Raw genomic sequence first — 15,487 nt, 5'->3', positions numbered from 1 at the left:
GCGGAGATTGCTTCTGACACGCGGCTGGATGCGCTCGGCTAGATCGGGGCGCGGAACAGGTCTTCGACTTGCGCTGGGGTCGGGTTGAGGTCCAGATGGCACCACACCAGGCGCAGTCCGGTCAGGGGCATCAGGTAGCTGCCCCACCGGTTGCGGGATAGGGCTTCCACGATTGCCAGCCCCCGCCCACGCTCGGCGTCCAGGCTCGGTGTCTGCAGCGGAATCCTCGACGGCTCTGAGCAGGACGATCCGGGATCGGTCACCGTCAGCCGCAGATAGTCCCGCCCCTGACACAGCCTGAGCGTGATTGCGTCCTGACGGCCTTCGGCATCACCGCCGCAATCACGACCGTCATCGCCGCTGTCGCTGGAGGCGTCGGCGTACTTCACCGCATTGGTGACCAGTTCCGAGGCCGCCAGAACCGTGATCTCCTGCGCTGGATGCTCGGGCGCCAGCCAGACGCTGACAGCTTTCCGGGCCAGATGAGGGGCCCGATCGCTGTGCGCCAGATGGGCTGTGCCGATTACCTGGAGCTGGGGGAGTGAAATGTAGTAGATCAACGAATCCGCCTCGCTAATCCTCGATCAACAGCCATGCCGCTTATGTGAATAATGGGATCGGCCAAGTGCACGCACGATCATCTTCTGTGTGTGGCTGGCTGTGATACGCCGAGCTGGCCTGAAGGAACCTTCCCAGAAATCCCCAGCCTGAGGGGTGGATTGCAAAGCACTTTCCAGGCACGAACCAGGTGTGCTACTACACATGCGGCGTGCGTTTCTCGTGTACCCCGAGTAAGGAGGCAGCCTGTATTGCGAGACATCGATCCAGAACCCGCGTTGAAAGCCCCAAGAGCGGAATTCGGTGTTCATCTTCGTGAATACCGCATACTGGCTGGGAGGCGGCAAAAGGAACTTGCCGCAATGCTCGGCTGGTCTGTCTCGAAGATCAGCATGGTTGAGCGCGGGGAACGTCCGGCCGACGAGGAATTCGCCCGCGCCGCCGACACTGCGTTGGAAGCCGATGGCGGACTGCTGGCCCGCTGGCGGGAGACCGTCGAGCATGCCGGCCGGTGGCCGATTTGGCTGGCTCAACTCGTCGAGATCGAACAGCGGGCGGACATGCTTCGCGCCTGGGAGCCGCTGATCATCCCTGGCATACTTCAGACCGAGCAGTACGCTCGAGCCATTTTCCGGGGCAGGCCGAGAACCACTCCCGACCTCGTCGAGCAAAGCGTCGCCGCCCGGATGGATCGCCAGCGCATCCTGGAGCGGGAGAACGGGCCTACGCTATGGGCAGTGCTGGACGAGGGGGTCCTCATCCGGCCCATCGGTAGTGAGGCGGTCATGAACGAGCAACTCACGCACTTGGCCGCGATGGATGATCATCCGCGCGTTCACATTCATGTCCTTCCCCACAATGCGTGGCTGACGACCGGCCTGCAAGGTGCCTTCATGCTCGCCAGCGGACCAGAGATGCCCGATACGGCCTATATTGAGTCAATCACTCTGAGCCAGATCACCGCCGACTCCGATCGTGTCCTGGACGTCAAGTCGAGGTATGAGATGTTGCATGGTGATGCCCTTCCCCGCAGGGCGTCACTCCGATTGATCGAGGAGAAAGCCAAGCAATGGAAGTGACCAACGAGGATCTGGGCCGCGCTGCTTGGCGCAAGGCCGCACACTCTGGCGACAACGGCAATTGCCTGGAGGTTGCACCGCTACCCGGAGGCCGGGTCGGCATCCGCGACACTGAAGCCCCCGACCAGGCTCCCTACGTCGTCTCAGCATCGGTTTGGGCTGCGTTCATCGATGGCGCCAAGAAGGGCGAATTCGACTTCTGACGATTACCGATGTTGGAATTGACTGGGGCTCGCTGGCGGCGAGCTCCTGTCCCTGTTGCCGGGTAGGGCGATCGGCCCCTTCCACCAAGATCAATAGGTTAGCGCCTACCGCTTGGCGCCGAAGGCGCTCGCGAGGTCGACGACGAACTGGAAGCGCTCCCCAGTTGAATTGCCGATCCATGTCACCGTGTACGGCGACCAGCTGACCTTCCGCAAGCCGCCGAAAACTGCTCCTGTTCGCCCATCCGCTCAGCGGTTGGGTCCATGCTGAGCTGCCGCGATACGTGAGTACGCCATCCCGTTGGACTTGACAGCGCGGCTAGAGGTGAGCGTCTATAGCCCGTGCCTCAGCCGGTCCGGGGATCATCGCCATGCGGGTGATCGCGGGACCGTACGTCCACCAGGACACCTGACGGGCCGAGGTCAGATCAGATCGCTGGAGGAAAGATGTACGTCTTGGGCAAGCTCGCCCGTTCCCGCACCACCCCTGGGCCGATCGACTGGCTGAACGCCCGGCCTGACAACCGCGGGGCCAGTCGGATCTGTAGAGCCGGCGAGCTCCGTCGACGCGTACTCCTACATGGCAGTGTGAATCGCCCAATCGGCACTCCATGTGGGCTCCTCCACCACGCCAACACCATGCATGAGCTGGACAGTGTCCGCCGGGTAGACCTCAAGGTCCGGTGTACCGTACGCCATTCGGTCCCCGCAGGCAGCAGTCGCCCAAGCACCTGCGTTCCGAACCGGGGTATTGGCCGATGACCAGGCATGATGAGCTGCTGACCGTTCCTCAGGTCCTCAAAGAGCTGGGCGGCGTGTCCCGCCGCACCTTCTACCGCTGGCGTCAGATTGGCCGCGCACCAGTCTGCGTCCAACTGCCCAACCTCGAACTCCGCATCTGGCGGAGCGACCTCATGGCCTGGCTCGACTCACGACGGGAGTCGAGGTGAACACCACTTACGACGTGAAGCTAGGCCAGATCCAGCGGCGCTTCAACAACAGTACGCCCGCCTACATCGCTCGCTGGCGAGTAGCCGGCAAGGAAAGGTCGAAGAGCTTCCGGACCAAGGGGCTGGCCTACGCCTTCATGTCCGACCTACGGCAGGCGACCAAGGTAGGGGAGGAGTTCGACCTCGGCACCGGCCTGCCTGTGTCGAAGTGCGCGCGGCGATCCTCCGGGCCATCGTTCCTCCAGTTCGCTCAGGCGTATGTCCTGCGACGCTGGAACTCGACGGCACCTCGAACCCGAGAGACAGACGCGTACGCACTGCTCTCTCTCATCCCCGTGCTGGTCACCGACGCGCCGCACCGTCCTGCCGATGGGGAACTCAGAGAGGTTCTACGGATCCACGCGCTGCTCCCGGAGAAGCGGCGGGCCGACCTGACGACGGCACAGGCCGTGGCTTTGAGTTGGTTGGAGAGGGCCTCATTGCCGCTGACGGCCTTCGAAGAAGCGCAGGTTCTACACAAGGCCCTCGAAGCCGTATCCATCACCTTCTCCGGCGCACCGGCGGCGGCGAACACGGTACGCCGCAAGCGCGCCATCCTGCATCACCTCCTGGAGCATGCAGTCGAGGAGCAACTGTTCAACAGAAACCCGCTGGACAAGATCAAGAGGAGGCCGCCCAAGTCCGTAACGCTCGTTGACCCCCGGACGGTGGTCAACCCCACCCAAGCACGGCAACTCCTCGATGCAGTGCCGAAAGTGGGCCGCAGGCGCGGTCCTCGGCTCAAGGCCCTTTTCGCATGCGTCTACTACGCCGCACTCCGGCCGGAGGAAGCGGCGGACCTGCGGCTGACCAACTGCACGTTGCCGGACGCGGGCTGGGGCCTGATCGTCTTGGAAAGGGCGCGGCCTCAGGGAACGAAGCGCTGGACCAACTCCGGCGAGACCCACGAGTCGCGCAACCTGAAGCACCGCGCGGACAAGGAAACACGAGAGATCCCCATCCCGCCCATCCTGGTTGCCATGCTTCGCGAGCACATCGCCGCGTATGCCACCGCTGAGGACGGCAGAGTCTTCCACACGGGTACCGGTGGCACCTACTCCAGTTCGGCGTACTCCTACGTCTGGCAGGAAGCTCGCAAACTCGCGCTCACCCCGGCGCAGTTCGCCTCATCTTTGGCTGCTCGACCGTACGACCTGCGGCACGCTGCAGTTTCGCTGTGGTTGAACGCGGGCGTTCCGGCCGTCGAGGTGGCCAAGCGCGCCGGCCATGGCGTGGATGTCCTGCTGCGGGTCTACGCGAAATGCGTGGATGGTCAGCGAGAGCACTTCAATGGCAAGATCAACGACGCTCTGACCGAGTAGCCTGCATGGACCTGCTTCCGGCCCCGGCCCTGCCGGGGCTGTTCACTCCCTGCCTCGCGTCTTATCGTGGCGTTCCTCCACGGATGCCACGCTCCGTCTACCCGGGTAATTCGGTCTGTGTGCTCCTTGCCCAGTCACGGCAGACTGACAGGAATTCGATGCCGCCGCTTGGTGGGCCGGTCTATGCGCTTGGGTGTCATGAGGCGCAGGCGGATACCTTCGGCGGAAGTGGCCGAGCTGGTCGTCGCTGTGTTGATCGGGCAGTCGGCGGCCTCGGTCTTCGATCGACTATATGCGTGTGAACGGATCACTTGGGTCGGTCGGGCGTCCGGGTCGATACTCAGTCCTTGTCGAGAACTATGGGCCTGAGCTGGCGAATAAACTCTATGGCATCCTTCTGGGCGTCCCTGTTGGGTGGGGTGTCGGAGAGCGACACGCTGAGCATGCGACTGCCATTCCGTGACCATGCCCAGCCGTCGGTCCCGTATTTCTCGCCGGACTCCACGAGGGTGAAGGTGAATCCGGGCCCGGCGTCAGCTGGCAGGTCGACTCCGTTTCTGGAGGCTCTGGATCCCCCTAAACGACTCAGTGGAAGTTGAGACGGATCGTCAATTCTGATTTTTAGCCGATATGCGTTTCCGGTATGGGGTTTGGCGTAGAAGGAGCAGGACCTGAGGAGCTTTCCATCGTCGGACATGTGCTTCTCGACGGTGAAGTCGCTGAGACCAGTGGCCCGTTCGACGGACTGCCTCGAGAGCAAGCCACACTCCTTGGGGGCGGCGGTGATGTCACCAAGCGGTCGCGTGTCTGGAGTGGGCGATGGCGACGGCGGGGGAGAGGCCGAGCAGGCAGTCAGCAGGACCACCGCAAGAAGCAGTGCTGTGGGAGGTGATAGGTTTCTCATTGTGCAGCGGGCTTCACTCATGATAGGCCTCTGTCACGACCAAGTGTCACGGTTTATAGCGTCATCTACGCCGAAGAAGACGCGATCCGTTGCAGGGGTTCGGTGGAGCCATTCATCATAGGCAGTCTTTTGTGATTCGCTCATCTTATCCTTTGATATGATCTTCCCGTTCACAAGAAAGTCGTTCTCAGGGGCTTTTGGTCTCTCCGTGGAAGCGTATGGATGAGTGGGTGCCGGTACCGATCCGTCGCCGAAGAGGCCGTGTCGCATCATGGCGGCCGCAGTGGCATCTTCGAACATTACCTTGGCATCATCCATCGCATTCGCGGCCGCCTTCTTTGCCTCGCCTTCTTGATTGGGCGTGAATTGTCCATAGATGTGGTCCTTTGCTTGGTCCACCAGTAGGCCGACGAACTTGCCAGGTGGTCCGGGTACCAGATCGATGATCTTCGTGACCATGTCCTTGTACATCGCGTAACGCTCGTCGTTCTTCTTGGCTTCCTCGATCTTGGCGATGTTCCCGGCATCGGCGACCGCGTACGTCGTCTCGCTGAGGTCCTTCACCATGCCCTTGAATTCGGCAGATCCGCCGCTGTCGCTCATCGTGTTCTCGAGGATGTCCTGTCGCTTGTCGTCGATCTGTTTCTTGGTCGCTCCGGGGTGCGACTTGTGCCAGGCGGCGAACTTGGTTCTGACCTCCGCGGCCAGTTTGGACGCTGTCTCGTCCAGGGCTTTCACCGAGTACTGCGCGTGGGCCGCTGCCATGGTCTTGAACGCGTCGTTGTCGTTGAACGCCCACGTCATGACCGTCTTGAGCTCGTTCTTGTTGAAGACGGCGCCATAGGGCTCTATGCCGGGCAGGGACTTGTCCGGATCGTAGGCGGGGTCTACACCTATGTCTTTTCTCGCCGGAGCCTGGAAGGCCCGGTGAACGTCGCTGATGTAGTTCGCCTGGATGGAGGCGGCCCAGGTCCGGGTGTTCGCCAGGTTCTGCTGGACCTTCTCCTCAGACCAGTAGTGGGCGGCCCAGGAGGCGATGAGCGCGGACTTGTATCCGCTCGACTGCTCCCGGGGCATGCCATGGTCCCGGAACTTCGTCGCCGCCTCGAAAAGGGCCTCGCCGAGCAGCTTGTCGCTCCCAGGCGCCCACCGCCGATCGCGCATCAGGTACGCCAGCGGCCTGCGCTTGGAGTCGGTGAAGAAGTCCTGGGCCACCTTCGGATGATTGATCAGGGCGTTCAGCACGGTGCTCATGGGGCTCACGTCGGGGCCGGGGCGCATCTTGTTCGTGCCGGAAAGCGGCAACTCCGGCTCGATGGCCCGTGCCTGGGGGTGGGCGACGTCGTAGTCGTAGACCCGCTTCACCACGTTGAGCAGGAACGCGTGGTCGAACGTCCCCTTGCCGAGGAGCCTGCCGAGGGCGAACGCGCTCTGCGGGTCGCCCAGATCCTTGAGCAGTTCATCGGCGTACTTGTCGGGCAGCTTCCGGGCCCGGGAGGCGGTACCCAGGATGGTGCTGAACAGGTCGGCGACCTTCTTCTCGGTGTCCAGGCCCTTGTCGTCCGGGCGGCCGGTGGGAGGAAGATCTGTTCTGAACATGCGGGAGATCAGTCGCTTGAGCTCAGCAGGCGGGAGTTCCTTGGCGAACGCGGCCGCGAAGAGGGGATCGTTCTTGTGTCTTTCGAGTTCGGCGACTGTCTTGGCGTCGAGGTTCCCGGCTTTGGCCTGCGCCCGGATTCTGGCCGCCAGGGTCTGGGCGGCGGCGGCGCCTTCCGCGGTGCTGGACTGCCAGTCCGCACCGTCCGCCCACATCATGCCCTCGCGGTCGAGCCCCACGTCAGGGGTGGCGAGAATCAGGTCCAGGCGGCCTTGAAGGTCCGGCGGCTTCGCGCTCATCTGGTCGGCGACCAAGCGCAGCGCGGGGGAGGCCCAAAGCTCGACTCCGAGACGACCGAGCGCGCTTTCGACCTGGCGGCTCGATTCCCGGAACTCAGGGCCCGTGCGCTTGAGCATGGCGATGAGCTTGGTCATGAGTTCGGGGTTGATGCCCACCTGAGGACTCATCGAGACACCTCGGACGCGGGGAGGTTGTGGAGAGTGTCCAGGGCCGCCCGGAAGTAGTTCTTGGTCTCGCGTTCCCACTGACGCATATCGGCGGAGAGTTTGTCACCCTCCGGTCCTTTCAGCGCGCCACCCTCAGCAAGGCGGATGAGCTCGCGTAAATCCGCCTCGCACTGATCGGAAAGACGCTCGATCTGCCGGCGGGCGGTCTCCACCTCATCTTTCGTCGGCATGACGGCCTGACCCAGGAGAGACGACTGGACGCTTGAATGCTAACCCTGTGTGGCGCAATAGGGATGAGTCCGACCAAGTGGATATCACTCGAACCTGGCAGCCCTGGCCGTACGTACAACGTGGGAAGTGGCTACGGCATGGGCGAGCCGCCGATAGAGCGCCTGCCGAAACTCCGTCCGTGCAGTTCGGGCCGCATGCAAGTATTCGAAGGGCATCGCGAGCCGCCCTCGTCGGCACGGGATTAGGTTGGCGATGTCCGCCGGGTCGGTGATGGGATCCAGGACAGCGTGTCGGGGGCCGCCTACGCCAGGGAATGATGGGCTCTAGGCTCGTTGTAGGATTCCTCGCTACTGCCACGGGCATCCGGTGGGGTACGCGGAGGATCGCCGCGATGAGGTTGAATGATGGCGTTCGGGGAGCGACCGTGTCATGGGCCTGGGGGAGCGGGCCGAAGGCGTAGAGGCTTTATCCGTGACCGCAACGCCAAATACACCGCGGTCTTCGCCGAGGCAGCGTCACGCCGATTGGTACGCGACGAAAGTGTCACCAACGTCCTGTGTCATGGCGTGAAGCGGCGGCGGAGAGCTCCGAAGGCCATCCGCGCGGAACGTGTGCGCAGGAGAAGCGCGGTGAGCACTAGACAGACTCCTGCGACGGTGGCTAGGAGCCATGGTTGATCGGTCCCCAGGACCTGCAGGAGCGCGAGGGCGATGCCAGCGGGGACAGTGACAAGGGTGAATACGACTACGGCGCTGTTGACGTGCCGGTTCTCGTCGTCGCGGGTGAGCCGGTTGAAGTCGCTGATCTCGGTGAGCATCTGCTCGAACCGCTCCCGGAGCGCGTGCTGGCGCTGGTAGGCGGTCAGCAGGCGGTTGGGTGTGCCATGTGGGGTAAGGTGCTGCGCCCACAGCTGATGGCGGAAGAAGCTGACTTCGCGTTCGAGCCCGGCCATCGTCGCAGACAGCGCGGAATCGAGTGCGGCGGCCATGCGCTTCTCCAGATGGGTGAGCCCCTGCTTCTGCAGCATGCCGAGCAGGACGGCGTCCAGGTAGATCGAGCGCAGGTACAGCTCCGCGTAGCAGTAGAACGGGTCGTCCTGCCCCCGGTCGGAACGGACGCCGACTACTCCCATCCCATCTCGCAGGACGATGGCCTGCCAGTCGCTGGAAAGCCGGATGATCTCGTTGTCTGCAGGTTCGAGGTTCTTCGGGTCAGGGGGGTAGTCGGCCAGGTTAGTCCGGGAAGCGAGAGCCCACAGCCACTGGCAGACGGGTGGCCAGCGCCAGTAGCGAGGCTGCCGGTATAGGCGCGGCAGGCCGTTCCGTGCTGAGGTGATGAAAGTGATGGTGAAGGGGCGGACACCTGGCTCGATCGTGATCTGCCCCCCGACGAGCTCTTGCGGGTCGAAATCGGCGGGTAGGGTGTCTCGGCGCCGGGCAAGGGCGCGCAGCAGTGCAATGGGGGTTCCCTGCCTGAGCCGTAGATGGATCGCCACCAGCCCGCAAGCGTCCGGCTCGTCGTTCACGCGGACGGCTTCAATGCCGGCGATCTCGCCGTGGGCGGTGAGGCGGCGAGAGGCGTCGTGCCAGCGTCTGGCGTGTGCCGCGTCACCGTACAGCACGCGGGCCGCCTTGGCGCTGTAGTACTCACTGCGGGCTTCGGCGGTGGAGCGGACCTGGCCATGCTGGAGGACCAGCGGTCCCGGCTCCCATGCAGGTGCGGCAGGGAAGCGGGCCTCATAGACAACGATCAGGGTCTGGCGTACCAGCCGGGTCACTGGTAGTAGTCCTCGATCTCCGGGAGGTCCAAGCGGATGACGTAGCAGGCATGTTCTGAGTCCTCCGGCGTCTTCAGGAACCGCACTCGTTCGCCGGTCCGGATGGTCCGGAACCCCTCGGTCACAATGTCGGCGTACATGAAGGAGTGGTGTGTGCCCGAGTCGGCGTCACGGACGATGTAGGTGCCCTGGCGCCCGCCTTGCCCGCTGCCGTGCGGCATGCGATCGACGATGTAGCCGAACCGCTGCCCATCGCTCTCGGCGAGCCCTTCACCGCTCATCACAGCTCCTCGACGCAACGAAAGCCGACCGCGTTGCTACATCCTCGCCGCCGCGCCAGGCCTTTGGAGGAGGTTTGCAGTGCCCGATAGGGGTTGTCATAGGAGCCGCCGCAGATGACCACCTCGTTTAGATCTTCCAGTACGGTGCCGGTGATCTCCCAGACGTTTCCGGCCATCTCCCGGATGCCGAACGGGGAGACATTGCCAGGATGTGCGTCGACCGGACTGGGCATGGCTTGGCTCAGCCTCCCGAGATCGAGTTCCTCCCGCCACGCCTCGTAGGTGATCAGTGCACGGCCGCTCCAGGAGTCCGCGCTGCTAACGATGTCAAGATCGATCTCGTCCCCCCAGGGAAACAGCCGGCCGTCGGTCCCGCGGGCGGCGGCTTCCCATTCCAGAGAGGTGGGCAGGCGCTTGCCCTCAAAGCGGGCAAAGGCGTAGGCGCTCCAGTAGTTGATGCAGACCGCCGGATGGTCCTCGTATGCCGGGTTGGTGAAGTACTCCTGAACCTTGAGGCGTTCCTGCCAAGGCTCGTGGGAGAACTCTTCGGGTTTGTCCTGGTGGTCCCACTGCCGTGAACCGTACCGGCGGACCGCCTCCAGGAAGCGGTTGTAGCGGCCGACCGTAACAGGAAAACGATCGAAGCGGACGGTCTGCCTGACGCGCTTGAGCATCAAGTGATGGCTCGGTCCGACCAGGTAGACACCGGCCGGCAGGACACAGTCCTCCGCCGGGGCTTCCTGCTGGCCCCTGCGATGGAGAAACTCGCGAACCTGCTCAGTCAGACGCGAGGCCACCCCGAGGGACGCTTCTCGATTGGCCGCATCGCGGAGGAACTCTGCAGCCAGCAGCTCCTGGTAAGCACTGTGGGCGAAGGAGACCGCAGAGGGACCCGCGAGCCGGAACAAGGCCCGCAGCCGGAAGGCGTCGTAGGTGAGCCGCCCGCCGTCGAACAACTCGATACCTAGATCATTGACGAGGTCGACGATGGTGAAGACCGTACGGCCGTGTAGGAAGGCCAGCCCGAAGTACGCTGTGATCGACGGCAGAGCGGACCTCAGCCCCGCCGAGTCACCGACCCGGGTGATGTGCTGCCAGGCCAGCTCGGCCAGGTGTGGGAGACGCCGGTCACGGTCGAGATCCAGATCCTCAGCCAGCCGTACTTCCAGGGGCGAGGCGGCGTCGGTGGCGTCATGCAGGCGCAACGCCGAAAAGCGCGGCACGAGCAGCGGGTTCACGCCTTGCGCGTGAAGCTGCTGAACCAGTTTCTCCGACACCAGTGAAGTGCCGTCCAGCAGCCGCCGCACCTGGGGGGAGTCCTCCAGGAAGGAGACCCGGGAGGTGGTGATGACCGCCGACTCCGCCGACAGGACCTGGGCGATCTCGCTGAACAGCTCCAGGAATCCTGCCTGGGTCGTCGACGGCACCGCCTCATCGATGCCGTCCAGCGCGCAGAGCACCGAGCCGGAACGGGCGAAGTAGTGGAACACCTCGAAAACGTACGCACTCTCCACGGCCATGTACGGCGTGAGGACGCGCGTGACGAACTCGCGGAAGGCCTCGTCCGGCCGCTTGAGGCTCATGTCGAAGTAGAACCGGTACCGCCGTCGGCTCGCCGCGACCGAGCGGGCAACCAACTGCTTGAGCAGCGTCGTCTTGCCGCTGCCCGATCGGCCGACGATGAGCAGGTTCCCGCCCGAAGCCGCCACCTCGTCCAGCAACTGGTCGGCCGCACCTACCCGGGAGATTCGCTGCTCGCCCGTTCGCTCGTCGGTGGTAAGCAGATCACCGGAGAGGGACAGTCGCCCCGCGCCCAGCAGTTGCGGGTAGGCGCCGACGATATCTGCCAGATGCCGGTCCAGGTCGACGAATGCGTCCATGAACCGGTCGTAGGCCAGCACCCGGTAGTCACCACCCAGCGGGCTCGGCACCTGGCTGATGCCGTTCTCCTCCAGGATCAGGAAGCGAGTGAGCTTGGGCAGCCGAGTCTGCAGCAGTTCGCCATCGGTGGTCTCCAGGACCTGGACCACATCGTCGACGTTCCTGCTCAGCAGCAACTCGACGTACTCGCTGCGCAGTCCTCGCTCACGAAAAAACAGCTGATAAACCGTGTTGCGGGAGAGCTCGAACCGCTTGACCGGCTGGAAGCCCAGCGTGAGATACAGCCCCGCGAGAAACTCAGCCTTGGCGGCCACCTCGGGGGCAAGCTTGGGCACGTCCCCACTCAGGACGCCGCTGCCGGTGCTGCTGAACCACGCCAGCACGCTTAGCAGCCGGCGGACAGCAGTGAGCCCGTCCTCCTCGGCTATCTCATACCCATCATGGGCGGACCTGTTCCGCAGCCGCTGGATGTCGCGAAGGGAGTCCAGGACCGTACTGCTGCGGATGTACGGCTGCGCCCCCTTGATCAGCTCGCTCAGCGCCTTTCCGCCGGGGTCACCGGGTACGTTGTGGTGCCGCCAGAGCTGCTTGAGGATCCGTTCGGTGATCTTCCCGACCAGGGCGATGGCGTTCTCGGGATAACCGTCGCCGAGCGACTTGATCGGGCGCTCGAAGTCCAGCCCGAGATGCCGGGCGACCCTGGAATGATCATCCAGCTCGTTCTTCAACTGGAACAAGCGAGTGTCGAACTCAACGCTCACAGTGCCGTCACCCCTTCGTCCCGAGAATGAAGGCGAACCGATCCAGGAAATGGACCTCGGGACCGGGATGCTCGCGGCGGATCTCGGAAATCCCGGCCTCGATCTCTGCGTCGTCGAAGCTGGACAGCAGTGAACGCTTTTCATCTTTGCGCCGCCTGCGTGACTCGGTGATTCTGAAGGACGGCGATGGCCTTGCACAGGTGGCCGGCTTTGGACGGGCTGCACCGTAGCTTCCGGAGGATCTTCCAGCTCTTCAGCTGGGCGTTCGCGCGCTCGCCGGGGCTGCGGAGCCTGGCGTGGGAGCGATTGGCCCGCTTCTGGGACACGGGTTTGTTCCTGCCCTTGTACGGGGTGCGGATCGGGCCTTCGGCTCCTTGGTAGGCCTTGTCGGCGAGGGTGATGATCCCGGCCGTCTCGAGTGCGCGCAGGATGCCCCAGATGCGGGCGGCGCTCAGGTCGTGGGTCTTGCCCGGCAGTGCGCCTGAGGTCCACAAGATCGTGCCGTCCGGCGAGGCGATGACCTGGATGTTCATGCCGTGCACGCGATGCTTGCCTGAGAAGTACGGGCGGTCGGCGGCGATCCGGTCGATGCGGATCAGTGTGCCGTCCAGCACCAGGTAGTGCAGCCCGGCTCGGCGTGCCCGGCGTAGTGCCTGGCCGAGCTTCGGCGAGCGTGCCGACAGCAGCATCACGGCCTCTTCCACGTACCGCCACGCGGTCGCCGTCGAGACCCCGAACCCGGCCCCGAGCTCAGGGAACGTTTCTCCCTTGCGCAGGTGGACCAGCACGAGCAGGGCTTGTTGCCCGGGGTTGAGCAGCCGCCAGGTCGATCCGATCGCCTTGCGGTGTCAGCGGATGAGGCTGGCGAGGTAGTTCAGGGTTGAGCGCGACAAATCGACGGCAGCACGATAGAACAGCATCCGAGGCCCCTGGTGGTGGCGGACGTGATTGTGGTGATCAACCCGTCTACCAGGGGTTTCGCCATGCCATCAGGTGAACGCCAACCTCGCGATCATCCTGTGATCAGCAGCCCGCCGTACGGGGGATGAAAACGGCTCAGTGACATGTACCGGTCGCGGACCATCTGCGTGTAGCGCTCGACGGTGAACGTTAGCGGGAAGTCATCGTAGGTCAGCTCGGCCCGAAGACCGCTGCGATCCATCGCAGCGGCCACGTCTTCCGGGTCGGGCTGCCGTTCCCGGAAGAGCGTCAGCGCTGCCTCGAACAACGGGTAGTCGATAGTCGTCGGAAGCATGACGACGAGGATCCGCCCGCCCGGCCTCAAAAGGCGGGCCAGGTCGGCGAGGACCTGCGGCGGATCTGCAACGTGGTGAAGCACCTCCTTGAGGAGGATCGCGTCGTAGCCGTCATGAGGAGGCATGATCCGGCCTTCGGCGAGGTCTTCGGCTCCCGCGCACAGCGGGATCAAACCCTCGTCGGCGGGGAGTTGCTCCAGCATCGCTGGGGAGGGATCGGCGCTGACCACCGTGTCGGCGTGCTCGCCCAGACCGCGGGAGTAGAGGCCAGTCCCGCACCCGAGATCCAACATCAGATCGCTAGAGCCGACACTCAACCGGCCGAGGATGCCATCGGTCATCCACCGGATGAACTCTGGACTGTAGGCCCAGTTCTCGTCGTACCTGTCCGCCAGGCGATCGTAGTGAGCCCGCGTGACATCTCTCCGCACGAGACGTTCCCTCCAAGCCGAGGCACCAGGGCAAGACTCAGCATCCGACGGGCGGCAAGGTCAGTCAAGGAACGGCCGATTCCCGTACGAGGTTTAGCCGATGATGCCGGAAATCTTCCCTGTCATTTCAGCCGCTGGCCTCGCGCGGATCAGTTCTCAGATGCGGCGAACCACGCTATCAACCGGCGACGCAGGGCTTTGTGATGTCCGCATCCGGACAGCGACGAGCGGCAATTATTCGTGAGTAGCAGACGTCTAATCCTTGTCGCGTATCCCATCCCTAGCCTCTGAGAGCTCCTAGCGCTCAGAGGCTTGCTCGTGTCCACCCTCCTCAACGGCACTGCGCTGGTGGCGCCCGCCGTTGCCGCTGCGCCCGCTTCAGCCGCCGTGGGGCATGAGAACGCTGCCGCTGCATCCTGCTGCACGAGTCAGCTGATGCGAGATCGGAACTTTTCAAACTGATCGTGACGGATGTGGTCATCCTGGCCCATAAATGCCTTAAAAGCTCCAAGCTTGTAAGCTGCGGGCTCGGTGCCGTTGCTGACCTCGATCTGGAAGTCCCGCCCTAGGAGATTGATGCGGCGTTCCAACTCCTTGAGCTCGAGCTCCAACATGGCGGCAAGGTCGGTGGCGGTCATGAAGTCGCCGTGGTTGCGAAGCGCAAGATAGATCGGATCTTGAGGTTCGCGGAAGGTCCGCTCTCTCCGCTGGGTTCTCTTATTAAGCGCTGCGGCGATAGCTTCTCCGAGTACCTTGGCCACAGGCGGAGGGAAAGCGTTTCCAATCTGGCGATAGCTCGAGGTCTTCTTACCCTTAAACTCCCACTTGAAGTCGTCGTCGTCCCACCCCTGGAGGTGCTTGACCATCTCCACCGTGAGCTTCGGTCCGCGGTCAACGATTATGTCGTCATCCGTATAGGGTGCATGATCTGCCAGCCCGTGGCCATCAACCCACATCTCGCTCCATGCACGCTTTGCACGGGTTGGACCAAGGTCCGCGCCGCCGTGCTTCTTGGATCCGCCCACGATCGTTGGGGCGATGTCATTGGCGCGGTCGCGCCACTCTTCAGCTCTTGCCCAGCCGTTCGCCTTCATGAGGTGGTACAGGGTCTCGCCAACCGTGGAACGCTTGCCTGTGGGCTCAGGCCAGTGAAAGTGCTCAAAGTCGTCAGGAGCCATCGCGATGAGCACGAACCGAGGGCGAAGCTGGGGAACCCCGTAGTCAGACGCGTGGAGGAGCTTCCACTCGGCCGCGTAACCGAACTTCTTGAGCCGGTCCAAGACATGCTGCCGGTAACCTGCGAAGCGCGGCATGCTCAGCCCCCGAACGTTCTCCAGCATGAGGGCTCGAGGGCGGAGGGTGTGGACCTGCTCAACGGCCCAGGCGAATAGATCTCGCTCGTCATTCGCACCCAGTTGCCGACCTGCGATGGAGAAGGGCGGGCACGGAACCCCTCCAGCGAACAAGTCGATCGGCTGGCCGCCTCGCTTGTCCGGCGTGTAGTTCGCTGGGTCCCACACCTGAGGATCCGCCACATCCCCCGAGGCCACATGCCAGTCAGGACGGTTGTGCTTCAGTGTGTTAACTGCGTTATCGTCTAGCTCGATGGCGAGCTCATGATCGAAGCCAGCTTTCTCCAGCCCAAGGGACTGGCCGCCGGCTCCAGCACAGATCTCAATGACCCGAAGTTGCTTCTCGGTCACAGGGACCCCTTTCGTAATCTGGATACGGCATGGACCGGTGGGCAGCT

13 protein-coding genes and 1 pseudogene are annotated in these 15,487 nt (G+C 63.6%); 4 read left to right on the top strand and 10 right to left on the bottom strand.

Features of this window, described 5'->3' with window-relative positions; all coding sequences use genetic code 11:
- Positions 1 to 38: 38 nt before the first annotated feature.
- Entirely contained in the window at positions 39 to 560 is a 522-nt protein-coding gene (locus AB0J97_RS04360; protein WP_364084338.1) for an ATP-binding protein, read from the bottom strand.
- Positions 561 to 809: 249 nt separating this feature from the next.
- Here AB0J97_RS04360 and AB0J97_RS04355 point away from each other — a divergent pair, with 249 nt between their 5' ends.
- The 4 genes from AB0J97_RS04355 (at position 810) to AB0J97_RS04340 (ending at position 4,151) form a co-directional block, all read left to right on the top strand.
- Complete coding sequence (locus AB0J97_RS04355) at positions 810 to 1,637, top strand: helix-turn-helix transcriptional regulator (RefSeq protein ID WP_364084335.1); 828 nt, start codon at positions 810 to 812, stop codon at positions 1,635 to 1,637.
- Entirely contained in the window at positions 1,628 to 1,840 is a 213-nt protein-coding gene (locus tag AB0J97_RS04350) for a DUF397 domain-containing protein (protein WP_364084332.1), read from the top strand. The genes AB0J97_RS04355 and AB0J97_RS04350 overlap by 10 nt, the downstream gene beginning before the upstream one ends.
- A gap of 758 nt (positions 1,841 to 2,598) precedes the next feature.
- Entirely contained in the window at positions 2,599 to 2,790 is a 192-nt protein-coding gene (locus AB0J97_RS04345; RefSeq protein WP_364084329.1) for a helix-turn-helix domain-containing protein, read from the top strand.
- Positions 2,787 to 4,151, top strand: a complete 1,365-nt coding sequence (locus AB0J97_RS04340) for a tyrosine-type recombinase/integrase (RefSeq protein ID WP_364084326.1) — start codon at positions 2,787 to 2,789, stop codon at positions 4,149 to 4,151. The genes AB0J97_RS04345 and AB0J97_RS04340 overlap by 4 nt, the downstream gene beginning before the upstream one ends.
- A gap of 340 nt (positions 4,152 to 4,491) precedes the next feature.
- Here the strand turns inward: AB0J97_RS04340 and AB0J97_RS04335 are convergent, their stop codons facing one another.
- The 9 genes and pseudogenes from AB0J97_RS04335 to dcm all read right to left on the bottom strand — a co-directional run bounded on the left by AB0J97_RS04335 (position 4,492) and on the right by dcm (position 15,440).
- Positions 4,492 to 4,911 carry a hypothetical protein gene (locus tag AB0J97_RS04335; RefSeq protein ID WP_364084323.1) on the bottom strand — a complete coding sequence of 140 codons (420 nt, stop codon included), beginning with the start codon at positions 4,909 to 4,911 and terminating at the stop codon, positions 4,492 to 4,494.
- 177 nt (positions 4,912 to 5,088) lie between these two features.
- Positions 5,089 to 7,107: a DUF6571 family protein gene (locus AB0J97_RS04330; protein WP_364084320.1), complete on the bottom strand. Its 2,019-nt coding sequence runs from the start codon at positions 7,105 to 7,107 to the stop codon at positions 5,089 to 5,091.
- An 8-nt stretch (positions 7,108 to 7,115) separates the two neighbouring features.
- The gene (locus tag AB0J97_RS04325) at positions 7,116 to 7,349 is read right to left on the bottom strand and encodes a hypothetical protein (protein WP_364084317.1); all 234 of its coding nucleotides are present in this window, start codon (positions 7,347 to 7,349) and stop codon (positions 7,116 to 7,118) included.
- A 560-nt stretch (positions 7,350 to 7,909) separates the two neighbouring features.
- On the bottom strand, positions 7,910 to 9,127 hold the full coding sequence (locus AB0J97_RS04320) for a hypothetical protein (protein WP_364084314.1): 1,218 nt from the start codon (positions 9,125 to 9,127) through the stop codon (positions 7,910 to 7,912).
- Positions 9,124 to 9,408, bottom strand: coding sequence for a hypothetical protein (locus AB0J97_RS04315; protein ID WP_364084311.1), 285 nt, complete (start codon positions 9,406 to 9,408; stop codon positions 9,124 to 9,126). The genes AB0J97_RS04320 and AB0J97_RS04315 overlap by 4 nt, the downstream gene beginning before the upstream one ends.
- Positions 9,408 to 12,050 (bottom strand): SUMF1/EgtB/PvdO family nonheme iron enzyme, encoded by a 2,643-nt coding sequence (locus tag AB0J97_RS04310; protein WP_364084309.1) that lies wholly within the window; start codon positions 12,048 to 12,050, stop codon positions 9,408 to 9,410. The genes AB0J97_RS04315 and AB0J97_RS04310 overlap by 1 nt, the downstream gene beginning before the upstream one ends.
- A 140-nt stretch (positions 12,051 to 12,190) precedes the next feature.
- A pseudogene (locus tag AB0J97_RS04305) lies at positions 12,191 to 12,970 on the bottom strand (transposase family protein).
- Positions 12,971 to 13,062: 92 nt separating this feature from the next.
- Positions 13,063 to 13,647: a class I SAM-dependent methyltransferase gene (locus AB0J97_RS04300; RefSeq protein ID WP_364084306.1), complete on the bottom strand. Its 585-nt coding sequence runs from the start codon at positions 13,645 to 13,647 to the stop codon at positions 13,063 to 13,065.
- Between the two features lie 518 nt (positions 13,648 to 14,165).
- Positions 14,166 to 15,440: a DNA (cytosine-5-)-methyltransferase gene (gene dcm / locus AB0J97_RS04295; RefSeq protein ID WP_364084303.1), complete on the bottom strand. Its 1,275-nt coding sequence runs from the start codon at positions 15,438 to 15,440 to the stop codon at positions 14,166 to 14,168.
- Between the last annotated feature and the right edge of the window lie 47 nt (positions 15,441 to 15,487).

It is taken from the genome of Nonomuraea sp. NPDC049607, from assembly GCF_040675375.1.
In the GTDB taxonomy this organism is placed as follows: domain Bacteria; phylum Actinomycetota; class Actinomycetes; order Streptosporangiales; family Streptosporangiaceae; genus Nonomuraea.
The sequence above is the reverse complement of the archived record's forward strand: the minus strand, read 5'-3'. Positions and strand labels throughout refer to the sequence as shown.

What these genes read in the sequence shown, in the direction of transcription:
- AB0J97_RS04350 (WP_364084332.1), top strand. Translation starts at nt 1,628, where the DNA reads ATGGAAGTGACCAACGAGGATCTGGGCCGCGCTGCTTGGCGCAAGGCC.
- AB0J97_RS04345 (WP_364084329.1), top strand. Translation starts at nt 2,599, where the DNA reads ATGACCAGGCATGATGAGCTGCTGACCGTTCCTCAGGTCCTCAAAGAG.
- AB0J97_RS04325 (WP_364084317.1), bottom strand. Translation starts at nt 7,349, where the DNA reads ATGCCGACGAAAGATGAGGTGGAGACCGCCCGCCGGCAGATCGAGCGT.
- AB0J97_RS04315 (WP_364084311.1), bottom strand. Translation starts at nt 9,408, where the DNA reads ATGAGCGGTGAAGGGCTCGCCGAGAGCGATGGGCAGCGGTTCGGCTAC.
- AB0J97_RS04300 (WP_364084306.1), bottom strand. Translation starts at nt 13,647, where the DNA reads ATGACCGATGGCATCCTCGGCCGGTTGAGTGTCGGCTCTAGCGATCTG.